The sequence below is a fragment of the Thalassobacterium sedimentorum genome (genome assembly GCF_031127905.1).
GTDB lineage: Bacteria > Verrucomicrobiota > Verrucomicrobiia > Opitutales > Coraliomargaritaceae > Thalassobacterium > Thalassobacterium sedimentorum.
This window is the reverse complement of record NZ_JARXIC010000002.1, coordinates 69,492-86,263: the sequence shown is the minus strand read 5'-3', so window position 1 is coordinate 86,263 and position 16,772 is coordinate 69,492. Positions and strand designations below refer to the sequence as shown.

At 47.2% G+C, this 16,772-nt stretch carries 13 protein-coding genes; 11 read left to right on the top strand and 2 right to left on the bottom strand.

All coding sequences use genetic code 11. The features are described 5' to 3' along the window. Window positions 1-205 precede the first annotated feature (205 nt). Complete coding sequence (locus tag QEH59_RS01355) at window positions 206-1,873, bottom strand: tetratricopeptide repeat protein (RefSeq protein WP_308983564.1); 1,668 nt, start codon at window positions 1,871-1,873, stop codon at window positions 206-208. 198 nt (window positions 1,874-2,071) lie between these two features. Here QEH59_RS01355 and QEH59_RS01350 point away from each other — a divergent pair, with 198 nt between their 5' ends. From QEH59_RS01350 to QEH59_RS01340, 3 genes are all read left to right on the top strand, one after another. Beyond that, window positions 2,072-3,238 carry an outer membrane beta-barrel protein gene (locus tag QEH59_RS01350; RefSeq protein WP_308983563.1) on the top strand — a complete coding sequence of 389 codons (1,167 nt, stop codon included), beginning with the start codon at window positions 2,072-2,074 and terminating at the stop codon, window positions 3,236-3,238. Window positions 3,239-3,305: 67 nt separating this feature from the next. Next, entirely contained in the window at window positions 3,306-3,989 is a 684-nt protein-coding gene (locus QEH59_RS01345; RefSeq protein ID WP_308983562.1) for a polysaccharide biosynthesis/export family protein, read from the top strand. An 18-nt stretch (window positions 3,990-4,007) separates the two neighbouring features. Further along, window positions 4,008-6,278, top strand: a complete 2,271-nt coding sequence (locus QEH59_RS01340) for a GumC family protein (protein ID WP_308983561.1) — start codon at window positions 4,008-4,010, stop codon at window positions 6,276-6,278. A 345-nt stretch (window positions 6,279-6,623) separates the two neighbouring features. Here the strand turns inward: QEH59_RS01340 and QEH59_RS01335 are convergent, their stop codons facing one another. Next, window positions 6,624-7,640, bottom strand: coding sequence for an undecaprenyl-diphosphate phosphatase (locus QEH59_RS01335; RefSeq protein WP_308983560.1), 1,017 nt, complete (start codon window positions 7,638-7,640; stop codon window positions 6,624-6,626). A gap of 128 nt (window positions 7,641-7,768) precedes the next feature. On the opposite strand from QEH59_RS01335, the gene trpD reads away from it, so the two are divergent. The 8 genes from trpD (at window position 7,769) to QEH59_RS01295 (ending at window position 16,769) form a co-directional block, all read left to right on the top strand. Further along, window positions 7,769-8,830 (top strand): anthranilate phosphoribosyltransferase, encoded by a 1,062-nt coding sequence (gene trpD, locus QEH59_RS01330; RefSeq protein ID WP_308983559.1) that lies wholly within the window; start codon window positions 7,769-7,771, stop codon window positions 8,828-8,830. 8 nt (window positions 8,831-8,838) lie between these two features. Next, window positions 8,839-10,191 (top strand): phosphoglucosamine mutase, encoded by a 1,353-nt coding sequence (glmM, locus tag QEH59_RS01325; protein WP_308983558.1) that lies wholly within the window; start codon window positions 8,839-8,841, stop codon window positions 10,189-10,191. A 42-nt stretch (window positions 10,192-10,233) separates the two neighbouring features. Beyond that, window positions 10,234-11,631 carry a tetratricopeptide repeat protein gene (locus QEH59_RS01320; protein ID WP_308983557.1) on the top strand — a complete coding sequence of 466 codons (1,398 nt, stop codon included), beginning with the start codon at window positions 10,234-10,236 and terminating at the stop codon, window positions 11,629-11,631. A 330-nt stretch (window positions 11,632-11,961) separates the two neighbouring features. Then, window positions 11,962-13,011: a hypothetical protein gene (locus tag QEH59_RS01315; RefSeq protein WP_308983556.1), complete on the top strand. Its 1,050-nt coding sequence runs from the start codon at window positions 11,962-11,964 to the stop codon at window positions 13,009-13,011. Between the two features lie 40 nt (window positions 13,012-13,051). Beyond that, window positions 13,052-13,657, top strand: coding sequence for a hypothetical protein (locus QEH59_RS01310; RefSeq protein WP_308983555.1), 606 nt, complete (start codon window positions 13,052-13,054; stop codon window positions 13,655-13,657). Next, complete coding sequence (locus QEH59_RS01305) at window positions 13,654-14,235, top strand: hypothetical protein (RefSeq protein ID WP_308983554.1); 582 nt, start codon at window positions 13,654-13,656, stop codon at window positions 14,233-14,235. Before QEH59_RS01310 ends, QEH59_RS01305 begins: the two co-directional genes overlap by 4 nt. Window positions 14,236-14,248: 13 nt before the next feature. Beyond that, window positions 14,249-14,818, top strand: a complete 570-nt coding sequence (locus tag QEH59_RS01300) for a hypothetical protein (RefSeq protein WP_308983553.1) — start codon at window positions 14,249-14,251, stop codon at window positions 14,816-14,818. Between the two features lie 82 nt (window positions 14,819-14,900). Then, window positions 14,901-16,769: a type II secretion system protein GspD gene (locus QEH59_RS01295; RefSeq protein WP_308983552.1), complete on the top strand. Its 1,869-nt coding sequence runs from the start codon at window positions 14,901-14,903 to the stop codon at window positions 16,767-16,769. The last annotated feature ends 3 nt before the right edge of the window (window positions 16,770-16,772 follow it).

The window sequence follows — 16,772 nt, the reverse complement described above, 5'->3', positions numbered from 1 at the left end:
CTTCAAATCGATTGTTTGTATATATAGGGCAGCTGTGCCAAAGCTAAGTTCGCGACCCGGGTGGTGGTGGCTACTTTTAATCATAGGATCGATCATCCATATGAGTATAAGAGCCAGCAATCCGTGGGTGTCTTTGCCGAGAGCTGAGTGCCGAGAGCCCCATGCCCATGCCCTATGCCTAATGTGTGTGGGGCATGGGGAGGGATTAGCCGTTGAGTTCCGGAAGTGTTTGGGAGTTTTCGCGCAGGATGGCGCTGAGTTGCAATAAGAGACTCTGACGGTCCGGAGTGAATATGAAGCGATCGCTGCCAAGTTTGTGGTAGGCTTCGACCAGAAGTTCCATTTGTGGGCGACGCATTTGTAGTAAGCGCGATAGTAGGCGGTTTAAGTTTTCTGTATTGCCGAGTACTAGTTCTGTGCGGATGAGCTCAGAAAGTACCTTTTGATTGGTTGGTGCTTTTTGGTAGGCAACCATCATCACCTTTCGTGCCTGTTGGTGACGGTTGATTTTGGTGAATCTGCGTGCCACTGCTAGATAGGTTTGTGGTTGATTGTCTGCCTCGTCGATGAAGTCTTGTAGGTATATTTCGCCGAGGTCAGGACGGTTGATTCCATAGGAGGCCACTGCGCGAAGACTGTTGAAAATCGCCCAGCGCTTACTGAGCCAGTCGGGGCGCTCTTTGAGTAGTTCTTCCGAAAAATCCAAAGCTCCTTCATAGTCTTGTTGCACTAAATGGGCTTCAATGAGTAGTAGCGCAAAAGCATCGATGCCGAATTCGTTTTCGAGTGCTTCCTCGTAGGTGCGACGGGCTAGATCGATGTTGCCCGTGTCGGCGGCAAAGTTTGCCAGTGCCTGAAGCGCCGCTTCATCGTCTCGGAATTGCTGCAGCATCCGTTGCGTCTCACGTTGTTCGCGTTCTGTATCTCCGGATTTGTTGTAAATGTAGAGCAGTTCGAGGCGGGGGGCCGCGCTGAGCGGGTCGCTGACGTTGCGCAGGATTGCATAGCGCCGGGCTTCATCGATTTGTCCGAGCTCACGATGGTAACGGCTTAACTGCATCAGTAGGGGTTCTGAGTTGGGGAAGCGACGGATCGATTCCTCCATTTTGGTGATCGCGGCTACCTTATTACCTCGATCCCAACTGATCTGGGAGGATAGTAGGACACCTTCGAGTGATTCCAGTAAATTGTAACTGATCAAGTAATCGTCCGCCCGATCGTAATTTCCGCGGAGGTAGTTTGCATTGGCAGCTCCAAAGGCGAGTGTGCGATTGATGTCCGTTAGCTCAGGCTCGTCGGGCAGGTATTTATCGGCTAGGTTTTGGATCGCTTCATCCATTTGGTAGCGCAATAGCACACGTAGTGTTTGTTTGAGGTAATCAATGTTGTCGATGCCCCCCTGCTCCAGACCTTGGAGTAGTTGATCCGCGGCGATGTCATGACGTTTTAGAGCGATTTCATAAAATTCGGCTAACACGCGACGTCCTTCCAAGTTGGCTGGTGCCCGAGCGACTCCCAAGCGTAGGAGTCGAAGTGCGTCGCGATAGTTGCCGGTCTTGATTTCCGCCAGTCCCTTTTCAATGTGATAATTCCCCATCGCAATTCGATGCTCTTCCAGCCCAAAAGGGAGTAGTGTGAGCATTTTTGTATAGGATACTTGGTCGAACTCCTTGTTATACTTGAAGTGGAGATACAAGGCGCCTGCTATAGCGAACCAACCTACAACAATTAATAGTAGGAAAGTGCTGATTAAGCGCCCCCAGCGAACGGAAATCTCCATTCGTCCGTCGATTCCTTTTCTTTGGACTACGTAGCCTAGCAGAATTGGTTTTTCCCGGGGCATAGGGTTGCGCGTCGTTCGTTGCCTGTTCATTGGTAGAAATTTCTCTTAGTTAGGGGGAGCTGTAAAGTATTTGTTATACATCCCAGTGATTGAGCCAAGCTCAAATAAAGCGGACTTTCGTGTTGCAGTTGTTTTTTTTGCGTCCTAGGTTTTTATCCAGATGCGATTTTTTCTTTAACTCCCCGCCGTTTTTCTCTCTTATTCCACGAAACTTACTCTTTTCTGTATATGAAAAACAAACAACTTTGCCTACTCTCTATTATCTCGTCGGGTCTGTTAGTGCAGGCTGACATGACAGCTGCCCCGCTGGTTTCCATCGGAGACAATACTGACATCTTCTTTAATGGGTCATCCAGCTTGCGCTGGGCGTCCAATATCTTTCGCGATGAAGACAGCGAAGTGGATGATTTGACTTGGACGCTGTCGCCTGGCTTCGAGATTAATGTCGGACGCGGTGCTTCTAATGCGGATTTTAGTGTGATCACTCGTTATGATGTAGTCCGCTATCAGGATAATGATGAGTTGGATGTAGAGCTCTTCCATATTAAAGCTTTGGGCTCATACAAAACCAGCCGTTTGGATGTTAGCGGTTCCGTCGCCTACGACGAGAATAAGAGTAGCAGTGGCGAGAGCAATATTACTGATGACTTGATTGAGTTTGATACTGTGAAGGCTGATCTAAATGCGGAGTACCGCGTGTCACCTAAGTTTAGTTTTGGTTCTGGTTTTCGCTATTCTGAGACTGAGTATCAGACTTATACCTATTACTTTGCTGACCGTGAGTCGCTAACTGTTCCTGTCGACGTGTTTTATGAATTGACGTCTAAGGTGGACCTGAGCCTGGGATATTCATACACCAATACAGATGTTGATGCCACGTTGCTCAGCCCCAATGGTGATTATACTCGTGAAAGCTCATTTTATAATATAGGTGCCCGTGGTCTATTGTTGCCTAAGGTTACTGGTTCTTTTAAAGTCGGCTATCGCACTCAGGATAACGATCGTCCCAATTCCGATGACAGCGGTATGCTTGGGCTTGATGCTAATTTCTCATGGTCGGCAACGCCTAAGTTGACAATGCGCTTGGATCTTTCCCGAGACTTCGGAGTTGCGGGTGAAGGTCAATCAACTGAGAATACCTCGGTCGATGTCAGTGCTGCTTACTCCATTAACAGTTATTTTGCGGCGAGTGCGAATCTGGGCTATACCGTGCGTGACTATACAAATACTGGGCGTGATGATGATCAGTATAATGCAGGTCTTCGCTTTTCTTACTCCCCAAATCAGTACTGGAGCTTCAGCAGTGGATATACTTATTCCGAGAATAGCTCGAATGAAGTAGGCAGAAGCTACGACAACCATACCGTTGATTTGACTGCGACACTGCGTTATTAATTTTTATTGAAACCCTTACCCCTTTTCTGGGTCGAAATGCCTCATGCTTGAGGCATTTTTTTAATTTATGAAGCAGTCATCTTTACTAAGTTTTCTTTTAATTCTAATTTCTGCGACTCTGCTGCATGCGCAAGAGTCGGGAGGGAGTGATGGTGGCAGTTCTAGTAGCTCTGGCAGTGACAGTTCCTCCTATGGCTCCGGGAGTTCTTCTTCAGGAGGGGGCGCTGGTGTGGGCATTGTGGTTGGTGAGAATTATGTGTTGAAGCCTTCCGATGTAATATCGGTTACAGTGTATCAGGAAGAGGACCTTGATAAAAGTGTTCGTATTGAAGGGGATGGCTCAGTTGCGCTTGCCTTGATTGGTAAGGTTAAGCTTGCAGGCATGACGGTGGCGGAGGCTCAGTCTTTGGTGACGGATCTGTATAATCGCGATTACTTGGTTGACCCTCAAATTTCATTATTAGTGGTGCAGTTCTCGCCCAAAATCGTGCATATTTTGGGCTCTGTGGGGAGCCCCGGTCAGGTGGCGATTCCCCCAGATCGTGATTTGACCTTAACTGAAGCAATTGCTGGTGTCAGGGGAGTGAGTCGATTAGGGAATCCTAAAAAGATCACTATTAAGCGCATCGACGAAGACGGACGTGCGCGTCAGATGGAGGTCAATTTTAGCAGTATTATTCAGGATCCGAATGCAAAAGATATTATCTTAAAAGAAGGTGATACCATTTGGGTGCCAGAGCGTGTTTTCTAACCCCCTTTAGAAAAAAATATGAAGAACGACTATGTAAGAGGCGGACCTGATCCCAATGCGGGTGGCTATGGTGGCGGTTATGGCTATGGCTACGGTTATGGCTATGGCGGTGGCAACTATGGAGCAGGTGGTTACGGCGATGGCGGTGGCGGTGCGCCGCAGCGTTCATTTCAGGATTACTTCCTAATGTTTCGGGAGCGTATTTGGTATTTAATTGTTGCGTTCTTTATCATATTTTCAGGTTCGATCTTATATACATTTAATAAGACCAAGGTCTATACCGCGGTGGCCCAGGTGCAGTTGTTCCGTGATGATGCTTCAGCTTTAGGGCAGGGGGTTGAGATGGAGCAGAATCAGATTCATAGTGCCGAGGATTTGAATACACAGATCAGCGTGCTTGAGAGTTCGTCCATAATTAAAGGCGTCGAACAGCGCTTGCAGGATGAAATGCGCGAACGTTTTATGGCACCCTATACGGATGCTCTTAGTTTGAGTGGCCCGCTGACTCCGCTTGAGATTCTGGGACGTAATCGCAAGGTGATTCCGCGTCGTATGAGCTTGATGATCAGTGTCGCTTATTCTCACCCGGATCCAATTGTTGCTGCTGAAGTTGCCAATCTCTTTGCGAAGGAGTTTATCGATTATAATTTGAAGTTGAATATCGATGGTTCCATGAAGGCAGTTGAGGATCTGCGTATTCGTGCAGATCAGCAAAAAGAACGTGTGGAGGAATTGGAGCTTAAACTCGCTGAGTATCGCGAGCGTAATAATGCGGTATCCTTGCAGAGTGATGAGAATATTGCGGGTGCACAGCTCGCACGCTTGAATGAAATTAAACTCACCAATAAGAATGTGTATGATCAATTGGAGACCAAGTGGAACTTAATTGAAACTTATCGCCGTGAGAATAAGAATCTGTGGGAGTTGTCCTTCATTTCAGAGCAGCCACGAGTGTCTAGCTTACTAGAACGTATTTCGGGCACCCGCATCAGTATCTCCTCGATGAGCAAGCGCTATCGTGAAAAACACCCGGCGATGATTCAACTCTTGCAAACATTGCAGGAGGCAGAACTGGAGCTGGATGCCGCCGTTCAAAACTCGGTAGATAAGATCTATGCCTCTTATTCCGAATCTAAAAGTAATTTTGAGATGGCGAGCCAACGCTTGGCAGAGAAGGAGAAAGAGCTGATAGAATTGGGCAAGACACGTGTGGAGTATAATTCGCTCTTACGGGATCTCGATGTGCAGCAAAACTTCTTTCAGGCACTCAATGCGCGCATGACTACAGAAAAAGCGCAGGTTAATTTGAAGAATCCGAATGCGCGGATTGTTGATGAGGCCTTTCCTCCGCCAGAAGATCAACCGTCGTCGCCGAATGTCGTGATGAACTTGGCAGCAGGTTTCTTTGGCGGGATTGCGTGTGGCATGGGCTTGATCTTTGCGGTCGCATTTCTGGACGACCGGGTGAAGAGTGCCTTTGATATTGAGGGCACGATCGGGCTTCCGATGCTGGGTGTTATTCCACGAATTAAAAAATTGGACAGCAATTCCAAGGCACAGGCGGTGGCCTCTAATGTGGATCGACATGTTACAGAAACCTTTCGTTCGATTCACTCTGCGCTTAAGCTAAATGATGAGAGTAAGAACGCTAAGATAATCTTAACCACAAGTACTGTGCCTAGTGAGGGGAAGTCGTTTGTTAGTTCCAATCTCTCACTTACATTTGCCAACCATGGTGAGAAAACCCTGTTGTTGGATGCCGATTTACGTCTGCCCAATGTCGCACGTTCCTTGCAGTTGGAAAATGAATTTGGGGTCTTGGATCATATTGAGAAGGGTGTTGCTTTAGATGAGGTGATCATCAAGGAAGTGTACCCTAATCTGGATGTTCTGCCTACTGGTGGAAAGTCGAAGAATCCGACCCAAGTGCTGAATAGTGCGCAGTTTGAGGCCATGCTCGCCGAGTTGCGTGATCGCTATGATCGTATTGTGGTGGATTCGCCACCCCTTGCGGCGGTGAGTGATGCGCTTAATTTGTTGCCACTAGTCGATGGTATTTTGTATGTGATTAAGTTCAATACAGTGAAGCGTAAAACTGCTGTGGTGAATGTTCGCCGTTTGTGGGAGTCCAATACGCCTGTATTCGGTGCCATTCTGAATAATATTACCAGTTCGGTTTCCAGTTATTATTACTCAAATTATTCAGACAAAGCTTATCAGGATTATTATATTAATCAGGAGGAAGAGTTTGAGGAAGAGTTGGCTGGGGACGTCGGGCCCAAAGCCTAGCTCTTTCGACTCTTATATAAATAACCATTTTCAATCCCCCAATGCGATGTATTGGGGGATTTTTTTTGAGAGAGGTCGAGATGTTGTTCCAAGTCTGTAGTTTGTAAAGGCCTTGCTCCATTCAGGGCTGGTTCTGGCTGCCGCGTGTCCCAGGCAGATGCCTTGGTTGGATGAGTTTCCCGCATTCCGAAAGCACCTCTATTCAGTTCAAATACTTTTCGAAATGATGTAATTCCGGTTCTAGGAAGTTTTGCATTATAAGAGCGTTTCTCAAAGGTTTTTGCTCATATACTGCAACTAAGCATTTAGTATTTTTGAGAAACGCTTTGCGCCCAATCCCAGAACTTAGCGTCCTAGTATGAGGAAGACTGCAATCGCAAGAGCAATACGGTACCATGCAAAGAGTGTCAGACCATGTTTACTTAGGTAGGTCACGAGCCACTTGACGGCTAGCGCCGATGAGATGAATGCGACTACGCAACCTAGTAGCACTGGTCCGAGGTCTAAGGCACTGATCATGTTGGACCCATCGCTGACAATTTTATAGCCGGAAGCTGCGCTTAAGGTAATGAGGCCAAGTAAAAAGCTAAATTCTGCAGCGTTTTTGGGGGAGAGTCCCGCAATGTAGCCTCCGACGATGGTGGCCATCGATCGGCTGGTGCCTGGCCACATGGCTACGCATTGAAAGAAGCCAATCATGATACACTGAGGGATGGAGAGTTCGTGAATAGCAGGTCCATCTTCGGGTGTGATCGCTGTTTTTTGTCCATGTTTACGCCATTTTTCAACGATAAGCATGACGATAGCACCCACTATCAGGGCAGCTGCCACTGCTCTGACATTGTCACCCAAGGTTGCTTCAATCCAGTCGTTTAAAATTAATCCGATCACGGCAGCAGGAATGAATGCACAGATCAAGTTGATGGCCAGCTTGCGGCCCTGAGCGCTTTTGCCTAAGCAACCGAGTAAAATTTTTAGAATGGTTTGCCAGTAGAGTAATACCACGGCGGCAATAGCACCGGCTTGTATGACGATGACATAGGCATAGGCGGCTTCGCCAATCGTGTAGGGGCGAGCTGGGGCTCCATCCCCATCTTCAACTAGGATGAAATCACCATTGTCGTCACGTATCGCTGTCTCTGCGTCGAGGCCTAGGAAGGCGTTGGTTAAAATTAAGTGTCCTGTCGATGAAACGGGGAGGTATTCGGTAATGCCTTCGATAATTCCCAAGATGATTGCATCGCTGTAGCTTAAGCTGGTGACTTCGCTGCTCTCGGTGGTCCCAGGTTCGGGATTGGCTGTTACGGTGTGGCTGAATGTCAGTGTGAGACATAGCAGAAGTAGGCTGATTCGTGAGAGCATGTGCGGAAGCTAGTTATTGTGGGGTCTATGTGAAGTCACAAAATCATCAATTTTATTGGTTCCGGCGTCACTGTTTGTGCTTTATGCTTGTGCAGAATCAGGGAAAGCTTTGCTTGTACAAAATCTATATGTTAGAAATTGAAGAACTTACGAGCATTCTTGTGGCTGGGCAGGATCTAACTTCAGAAGAGGCGCAGGAATCTGCATCTTTACTGGCCTTGCCTGAGGTCGAGCTGGAGATGAAGCAAAACTTCCTGATCGCTCTGGCAGAGAAGGGAGAAACTGCAGTTGAGGTTGCGGCCTTTGCGGCAACTTTTCGGAGCTTGGCTTTGGATCCCCAAGTGGAGGGTTGGGCTGAGCAGGCGATCGACGTCTGTGGCACGGGCGGGGATGGTTCGAGTACCTTTAACATTTCGACTGCGGTTTCCTTTATTGTCGCGGCGGCTGGTGTGCCTGTTTTTAAGCATGGTAATCGCTCCATTACTTCAAAATGTGGGAGTGCCGATTTGATTGAGGCACTTGGGATTCGTTTGGAGGCTCCTCATGAGCTTCTGCGGGCCTCGCTGGATGCATTGAATTTTTGTTTCTTTTTTGCGCCTGCTTTTCATCCTGCATTTAAGGAAATCATGCCAGTGCGCAAAGCCTTGGCTGAGGGAGGGCGTCGTTCCGTCTTTAATTTGCTGGGTCCGTTGATTAATCCAGGTCGACCAGCGTATCAATTGATGGGGGTATATTCCGAGCGCTGGGTTGTCCCGATTGCTGATGCCTTGGATGTGATGGGCTTGTCGGCTGGTTTGGTTGCGCATTGTACTCCAGCACCTGGAATGGCATTGGATGAGTTGAGTTGCGCAGGGATGAATCGAGTTGCTGGTTTTGGGCGATTCAAGCAGCTGCGAGGTGAGCTGCCCGCGCAGCAGGCTGGCTTGGAGGCCTGTGACCTGGATTCCTTGAGTGGTGGCGATGTTCAGGCGAATGTGAAAACTCTACTGGCTCTATTCAATGGTTCCTCAGATGCCATTCCGCAGGGCTTATTGAATAGTCTATTACTGAATGCAGGAGTCGCACTCTGGGTCGCAGGGAAGTCAGTGGATCTGGAGAGTGGGGTGGCTCTAGCACGTGAGATTGTAGAGTCTGGGCAGGCTGGTCAGTGGCTACGTCGCGCGCAGTCTTTTTATTCGAAGCAAGCTTGATTGTTTATATGGCTAAGTATTTTGGAACGGATGGAATTCGGGGGCGTTATGGTGAGCCGTGGATGTGCCCGGAATTTGCTTATCGCTTGGGTTGTGCGCTGGGAGCGTATTTGCAGCAATTACGTCCAAGTGGACAGCTCAATTTGGTTATCGGGCGCGATACACGATCAAGCGGGGTAGCCTTGTGTGATGCTTTAACTGCAGGCTTAAATCATTATCAGATTTATGTAATGGACGCGGCAGTAGTGCCGACTCCGGCGGTGGCGCGATCGGTTCTTGAGCGTCAGGCGGATTTTGGTCTCGCGGTGACTGCGTCGCATAATCCTTCCTGTGACAATGGTATCAAATTATTCGATCGAAACGGATGTAAATTGGATGATTCACAGGAGCATATAATTGAGGGGCTTTTGGAGGCGCAGCCAGACGCGCCGCTTGTATTACCTGCGCCTAAATCTTGTCCATTCGATTCTGCGAGCTTTTATGTCAATTATCAGCGCTCATTGATGGATCAGGGCTGTCTCGCAGATTGGGATATTGTATTGGATTTGGCTAATGGCGCAACGGTGGCAACTTCACCAGCGGTTTTTAGTCGTTGGGGCGCTACTTTGCACTTGATCGGAGATCAGCCGGACGGGCTTAATATTAATGATGGCGTCGGCAGCGAGTGCCCGCAGCAACTGTCGGAGGCGGTGCTCCAGCATGCCGCTCGTATTGGTATTGCTCACGATGGTGATGGGGATCGGCTGGTCGTTTGTGATGAAACCGGCACTATTGTGGACGGCGATGTGTTATTGGCAATTTTAGGCTGTGATGCCATGCGGCGAGGCGTTTTGCGAGCGGATACTTTGGTGGCGACCATTCATAGTAATTTAGGCTTGGACTGCGCCTTGCAGGAGCTTGGTGCCCGGGTCGAGCGTGTGGGAGTAGGTGATCGTTATGTTGCCAGTCGTATGCGTGAGCTCGGCGCTTCACTCGGAGGCGAATCTTCCGGGCATATCATTTTTTCTGATTATGCTACGACAGGTGATGGTCTCTTGGCAGCGATTAAACTGATAGAATTAATGTGTCGTACTGGCAAGAAGCTCTCTGAATTGCGACAGGAGATATATCTGTTTCCACAGGCGACTCGAAACCTGCGGGTACATGCCAAGACGCCGCTAGCTGAGTTGAAAAATTTGCAGTCAGCAATTCAAGAGGTGGAGTCTCAGCTTGGAAAAGATGGTCGAGTCTTGGTGCGTTATTCGGGGACGGAGCCAAAAATACGACTCCTTGTGGAGGGGAGATTTGAGGTAGAAGTGACTTCGGCACTAAAAAGTATTGAAACTGCAGCCAGAAAAGACCTCTCTGTAATTGATAGTTGACCCCTTGGCGCTTAGTGCGCAGCAATATACAATTTATACATCATGGAAGAAGTTGCCCTTAAAGATCTCGATACTCGTCTACAAAAGCAGATTGAAAATGCACGCAAAGCGGTTGATAAGAACCCCACTTATGCCGTCGATATTCTGACTAATATCGTAAGCCGTAATCATGCGTGCTTGGATGCGCGTAAAATACTGCGTCAGGCGCAGCAGCGTGCTACTAAAGGAAAGACCAAAGGGCTTGGTGGTTTGCTGTCTAAGGTGACTAGCCTGCCTTTTTCGATGAGTAGTGATGCAAAAATTAAAAAGAATCCTCAAAAGGCGATGGATTCTGCGGAACAAATTCTTAATTCGAATCCAGATAATGTGACCGGCCATAAGATCCTGGGAGCTGCGGCTGAGGAGTTGGAGTTGTATTCCACCGCGGTATTTGCTTATGAAGCAGTGCGTCAGCTTGAGCCGAGCAATTCAGAAAATATTAAAGCCTTGATGGGTGTATACATCAAAACGGGTAATAGCGAAGAAGCGATTCGAATTGGTGAAGCTGCGTATCGTGCAAATCCAGCTGACGATGAAGTGCAGTCACTGATTAAAAAAGCGTCTGTAGAGCAGACTATGGAAAAAGGAAAGTGGGAGGAAGATAAGAGCTTCCGTGAGAAACTTAAAGATGAGGATGAGTCGCAGAAGTTGGAGCAGGCTGGGCGTGCGAAAACCGGTGACGCAGGTTTGCGTGCACTAATTGAGGAAGCGAAGCGTGGTGTGGCTGAAACTCCTGAAAATATGAACTTCTACCGTGAGATTGCTTCGAATTATCGTAAGCTCGGTGAATATGACAATGCCCTTGAATGGGTGGCCAAAGCACGTGAATTAGAAGCGGGACGTGCAGACGTGAATCTTGAGCGTTTAGTGGGTACGCTGAAACGCGAAAAAATGCAGAAGGCGATCGCAGAGGTTGAAGCACGTTTGGAGGGCAATCCGGAAGACGCGGCGGCTATTGCCGAACTTGAAAGACTTCGGACCGAGGAACGTACCTTCCGCCTTGAGCAATGTGAGGACCTTGTTCAGCGCTATCCCAATGAATATGGCTACCGCTATGAACTTGGTGAGCTTTATTTTGAAGATGGTGAAACGGATAAGGCAATTAAGGAGCTTCAAATGGCTCAACGTAGCCCCAAAGTTCGCGTCGGTGCGCTTATTTTGTTGGGTAAGGCTTATTTAGCTAAAGGTTTCCATGATCTGGCTGCTGAGCAATTGACTACCGCAAAGTCGGAGATTCCAGGCATGACTGACCAAAAGAAAGATGTTCTTTATCAGTTGGGCTCTGCCTATGAGCAGCAAGGTGATATGGATAAGGCGATGGTTGAGTTTAAGGCGCTCTATGGTGCTGATATCTCATACCGTGACGTAGCTCAAAAGATCGACGATTTCTATTCTAAATAAGCTCTGCATACCTTTTGAGTATTCAGATTGCCCCGGTGTAGGGGTATCGGCACACCTAGGGGATTGTTATCGTAACCCTAGGTGTTTCTACGTACCTGCGGATTGAGGGGTTGTCTTGCGTGATTTGAAGCGCTTTTTGGAGCCATTTGTAAATATCTTTTTATTAAGAGCTTTGTGGTAGGCTCTTATGGCTTTTATACTTGCTCAGCACTTGGGGCCCTCCAATGTTTCGAAATGAGGGTAGGCACTTATAGATCTACCCGATCATATTCAGGACAGTGCTAGGTCGATTGGTCCAGTGCTACAGAATTTTCACTACGCAGTTTACGTATGTTCAACCCTAAGACTAAAGGCCTATTCATCGATGTTTCAGAGTTCTCAATTTTGGCCGCGAGGACAACTGGTTACAAGGTTCCGATGGTGATCGAAGAGTTAACTGAATATTCCCTGAGCGCTGATGATACTCCTGAGGAGATTCGAGGTTTTTTCGAGCAGTTAGTTGATTTTAAGGGTGCTGGATATTTTGTTTCTCGAGCTGGAGTGTATCCCGAAGGTCGCTTTGTTCGCTATTATGAAGCAGAATCGAATAATAAGGCGAAGGACCTGAATTTCCTTTCTGGAGTACTCAAGTCTGAGTTTAACGTCGACCCTGATGTGAGTACTGTGTCGATCTTAAACGCGAAGGATGGTTCAGATTTTGATCCTAATTCCAGTCTCAGTAAGCGTCTAGTGTTTTGTGGCGGACCGGTAAGCGCTTTTCAGGCCGAACAGGATCGTTTGCTAAGTTATGGGATATATCCGGAACGGTTGGAGCTTTCTACTGTGACGACATTAGGCGGTGTCAGTGATTATGCCCACTTTAATGAGATTAAGTCGCCGATTTTGTGTTTTGAACTGACCTCCCAGAGCGCGAATATCTTTATTATAAATCAAGGGCAGGTGGATGTCGCACGGCCAGTTCCTTTTGGTTTGGATAGTATATATCCTTTATTGCAGCGAGAATTAGGCCTGAAAGACGAGAGTTCCGCTCGCAAGCTATTCTTCTCAAACACTTTTGATTTTGCCGAAATGGGGCCAAAGTTACTACGTCGGATGACAAAAGAGCTTCAGGCGTCGACCGGATTCTATGAAGTCCAGACTGGGCTGACGATTGAAAAAGTATTTATCAGTGTGTTACCTCAAAATTTAGCATGGGTCTCAAAGACTGTGGCAGATTCGTTGGGGCTGGAGATCATGCAGCCAAATTTAGAGAAGTGGCTGGAAGGACTTAAAATTAATCTCGGTGAAGGGGTTGAAGTTTCTAATTTAGGATCTCGTTGGATGGGCTTATTCAGCCTGATGGGTGAATTTCATCTAAGAGAGGAGGGCGAAAGTGAGTAAACATCGCAAAGAAATGCAGCCTTACTGGCGGCCTAATTTTGTGAATCAAGCCGAACTTCCTGATATTAAGGTTATTCGGACGGGCTTTATTATTAATTTTTTCGCGGTGACATTGACCCTCTGTGTGGCCTTTTTGTTGCTCCAGCGTGAATATCGTTCGTACACCTTGAGGCAGACGATTTCCCAGATGCAGCAACAGGTTCGTGTTGCAGACGCTGACGACGTCGAGAATTTAAAGCAAAGTGAAAAGTTTCGTCAGTCAGCTCAATATGTTGTCGAAGTGCAGCAGTTTTTCGATGCTCCATTACTTGCACATGAGTTCCTTTTGGATTTATCGCTGCTCAAGCCTGATGATTTGATCTTTCAATCCGTGTCCCTTAGCGAATCCATTACTAAACAAGGGAATCAGAATGTAGTTAGCTACGTAATTAACATCAATGGGAACGCTAAGAATTTGACGGTGCTGGATGACTTTAAGCAGCTGCTTGAAGAAGATGCATTGCTACAGATCGAGGGGTTTGTGGTTGAAATTGATGAAACTTTGCAAGGGCGTGACGAGAAAACGGGTATTTTCCCCTATCGTTTGGGTATCAGTCTGACACCAGGTAAAACAGCAGCCGCGACGAAAGAAGGGGATGCATCATGAAGGCAGAAAATAAAACAGTACGTTTTCTTAAACAGTACCCACTCGCAGTATTGTGCGTAGTTGTATCGCTAGCGTGCTGTTTAGCAATCATACTTCGGGGAGGAGCCGGCGAAGCGCTGATTGCCCAGGAAGCAGATTTGAATTCCCGCATTCGGACGATTGATCAGAATGTGAAGAATTCCAAAAATCTGACTAACGAAGTGGGTGAAGTTCAGGCTCTTGTTGAGCAAATTGAATCCCGATTGTTTAATCGGGATCAACGGGCCGTGAATATCAATTTCTTTTATTCGCTGGAAGATCAGGTGGATGTGCGCATTTCCAATATTGGTCAAATGCCAGCCGGCGATCCGATCTATACCAAGGGAGGACCCCGTGAGCTAAAGCTCCACTCGACCATTGGTTATAATATATCTGTGAATGGAGCTTTTGATGATATTTTGGCCTTTATGTATGAGTTGCATCGTGTGGAGCCGTTGATCCGTGTGGCTGATTTTCAAGTTGCCGATTCCAGTCGTAAGGGTGATTCAAACATATTAGAAGCGCGCTTACGAGTCATTGTACTGGCCGAGAAGGATTAACTTTCTATCAATAATGAAGACATTATCGAATATTTTAGCTGCATCGCTTTTACTCATGTTAGCCATACAGTCGATGCATGGCTCAACGCAGATCAAATTAAGTGGGCGTAAAGATCTCGTGTTGAATACCAGCAGTCGTAAACATGTTTTAGAGGTGGCCCAGTTTTATCTAACCGCTAAAGATGAAGCTTTTTTAAGTGATAGTGCTGATGTCGATACACCTTTTGCCTTTGAGCAACCCGTTGTTGCCCTAGTTAATGGGGAGGCTGTTGATGCGAAGGAAGCGACTGTCATTAATTACGATGAGGCCTCCGTCCTACGAGTTGTCGTCCAGAATTTTTCACAGCAAGTACGTGGCACACTCGCGCGTGGAGATGTTCGCTACCTTCAGCTGAATGGGGGAAGTCTGCTCAAGCCTGGTGCCAGTTTTCCTGTGAGTATTCCGCAAGCGCAGGGCCAGACGTTTACTGTAACAATTACTGAGATCTCCGGTGATGGTTATACGCTTAAATTAGGTGCTGCGAGTCAGACAATTCATTTGAGTGGCTCTGGATCCAGTGCGGGTGCCATTAAATTGAATTAAGTCCGCTGATCCCGAACCGTTACATTTTATATCATAATATCATCCTAACTACATTAATCGACTCCTCAGATATCTACGTTCTATGAAAAAGCACACACATTATTCCTTATGGCTTCTTGCACCGATTGTTTTATGGGCACAGACTGATGAACCCGCGCTTGTAGATATCGACCTTTCAGACGTCATTGTCGTGGAAGATGCTGCTGGCGCTGAAGCCATCGCCATAGATGCTCCCGTAGAGCTCGTAGAGCCCCCTGAAACACCTGTAGAAGTCGAGGTTGTGGAGATTCCTGATGCACCGATTGAAGGAGCCAGCATTGATGAGGAGGCGCCTATGATTCCGGTTGTTACCGAGAGTCTACCGACAGATATGGAGATTGTGCTTGAGATTCCAGGTCAAGAGGCGAGCGCTCCGGGTGAAGCTACACTCGCCAGCGAGGAAACTATTTCGGTTGATTTTCCAGATGAAGACGTACGCACAATCTTACGTAATGTGGCTGATTTATTTGAGTTGAATCTGGTGATCCCGGACACCTTGCAAGGGCGTACTTCGATTAAGTTGCGTAATATTACATGGGGGCAAGCTTTCGAAGTCGTATTAGGACCACTGGGATATACCTACGTTGAGGACCGAAATATCATTCGCATTAAAAGTGTCGAAGAGCTCACAACAGAGCCAGTAGATACTCGTGTATTTATTGCAAATTATGCTAGAGCCCAGGACTTACAAGGTTCTATCGCACCCTTGATTGATAACGCAGCAGGTGGTCGTATTCAAGTCGATGTGCGCAGTAATGCACTGGTGATTACTGAACGCCCCTCACGTATGAATAAGATCCAAGAGATCATAGAGCGTTTGGATAAAGCCACCGATCAGGTGATGATTGAGTCCAAATTTATTGAAATCACGAATACAGACACCAAAAACCTGGGTGTGAATTGGGCATCGCTGAGTGGGTACAGTGCCTCCGCTGGTCCTTTTCAGCGTGAATGGTCACGTGAACGTTCGAGTACTAACACAACGACTTCAGGGACAATTGATGATGCAGGGGTGAATTCTGATGACGGAGTGACTTACGATAATGGCACTACTTTCAGTGATACGATTACTAACGTTGCATCTACCAGTCGCTTAGATACTGCTTTGTTTTCTGCGGATCAGTTTGAAGTCATTTTAAGTGCCTTAAATACGCAGGATGATATTAAACTGGTTTCTAATCCAACGGTTGTGACCTTGAATAATACGCAGGCGAAAATTGCGATCGGTGAACGCTATCCGATCCCAGAGTATACCTTTAATGCGGAAACGGGACAACGTCAGCTCGATGAAATCAATTATGAAGATATCGGGATTAATCTGGATGTGACACCACAAGTGAATAGCGCTGGTTTCATCAACCTGAAGATCATTCCAGAAGTCTCTAGTTCGGATCGTTTTGCTCTGATTGAAAATACAGAAATTCCAATCATTGAAAGTCGTCGCACAGAAACCACGATCATGATTAAAGACGGTTACACCTTGGCGATTGGTGGCTTAGTTGAAGATGGTATCACCAAGCGTGATACCAAAGTGCCTGTATTAGGGAATTTACCAGGGGTTGGTCGACTCTTTAGCAGTGAATCGGACGAAGTGACCCAGCGTAATTTGATCATTTTCATTACAGCAAAAACACTCAACCCAGATGGCAGCACCTATCGGGACATCATTGATCCCCGTGTGATTGATCGCATGGGGATTGTGCCCAGTGAATTACCTGGCTATAATTTGAGTGCCGAAGAACAAGAATTAATGGATCAGTTAGACGCATATCGTATCGAGGCGGACCAACAGGAATCAATTGAAGCGGCGCGTCAGCAAATCAAAGCAATTGAGTATCGAAAGGCGCAGGAGGCACGTGAGGTAATCGAAGAAACACCATCTAAGGTTAGCAAAGCACGTAGCCTACGTTAATAC

Bases quoted from the DNA above. Each gene is read 5' to 3' on its own strand.
- QEH59_RS01315 (WP_308983556.1), top strand. From the start codon at position 11,962: ATGTTCAACCCTAAGACTAAAGGCCTATTCATCGATGTTTCAGAGTTC.
- QEH59_RS01340 (WP_308983561.1), top strand. From the start codon at position 4,008: ATGAAGAACGACTATGTAAGAGGCGGACCTGATCCCAATGCGGGTGGC.
- QEH59_RS01295 (WP_308983552.1), top strand. From the start codon at position 14,901: ATGAAAAAGCACACACATTATTCCTTATGGCTTCTTGCACCGATTGTT.
- glmM (WP_308983558.1), top strand. From the start codon at position 8,839: ATGGCTAAGTATTTTGGAACGGATGGAATTCGGGGGCGTTATGGTGAG.
- QEH59_RS01305 (WP_308983554.1), top strand. From the start codon at position 13,654: ATGAAGGCAGAAAATAAAACAGTACGTTTTCTTAAACAGTACCCACTC.
- QEH59_RS01350 (WP_308983563.1), top strand. From the start codon at position 2,072: ATGAAAAACAAACAACTTTGCCTACTCTCTATTATCTCGTCGGGTCTG.
- QEH59_RS01355 (WP_308983564.1), bottom strand. From the start codon at position 1,873: ATGAACAGGCAACGAACGACGCGCAACCCTATGCCCCGGGAAAAACCA.
- QEH59_RS01345 (WP_308983562.1), top strand. From the start codon at position 3,306: ATGAAGCAGTCATCTTTACTAAGTTTTCTTTTAATTCTAATTTCTGCG.
- trpD (WP_308983559.1), top strand. From the start codon at position 7,769: ATGTTAGAAATTGAAGAACTTACGAGCATTCTTGTGGCTGGGCAGGAT.
- QEH59_RS01335 (WP_308983560.1), bottom strand. From the start codon at position 7,640: ATGCTCTCACGAATCAGCCTACTTCTGCTATGTCTCACACTGACATTC.
- QEH59_RS01320 (WP_308983557.1), top strand. From the start codon at position 10,234: ATGGAAGAAGTTGCCCTTAAAGATCTCGATACTCGTCTACAAAAGCAG.
- QEH59_RS01300 (WP_308983553.1), top strand. From the start codon at position 14,249: ATGAAGACATTATCGAATATTTTAGCTGCATCGCTTTTACTCATGTTA.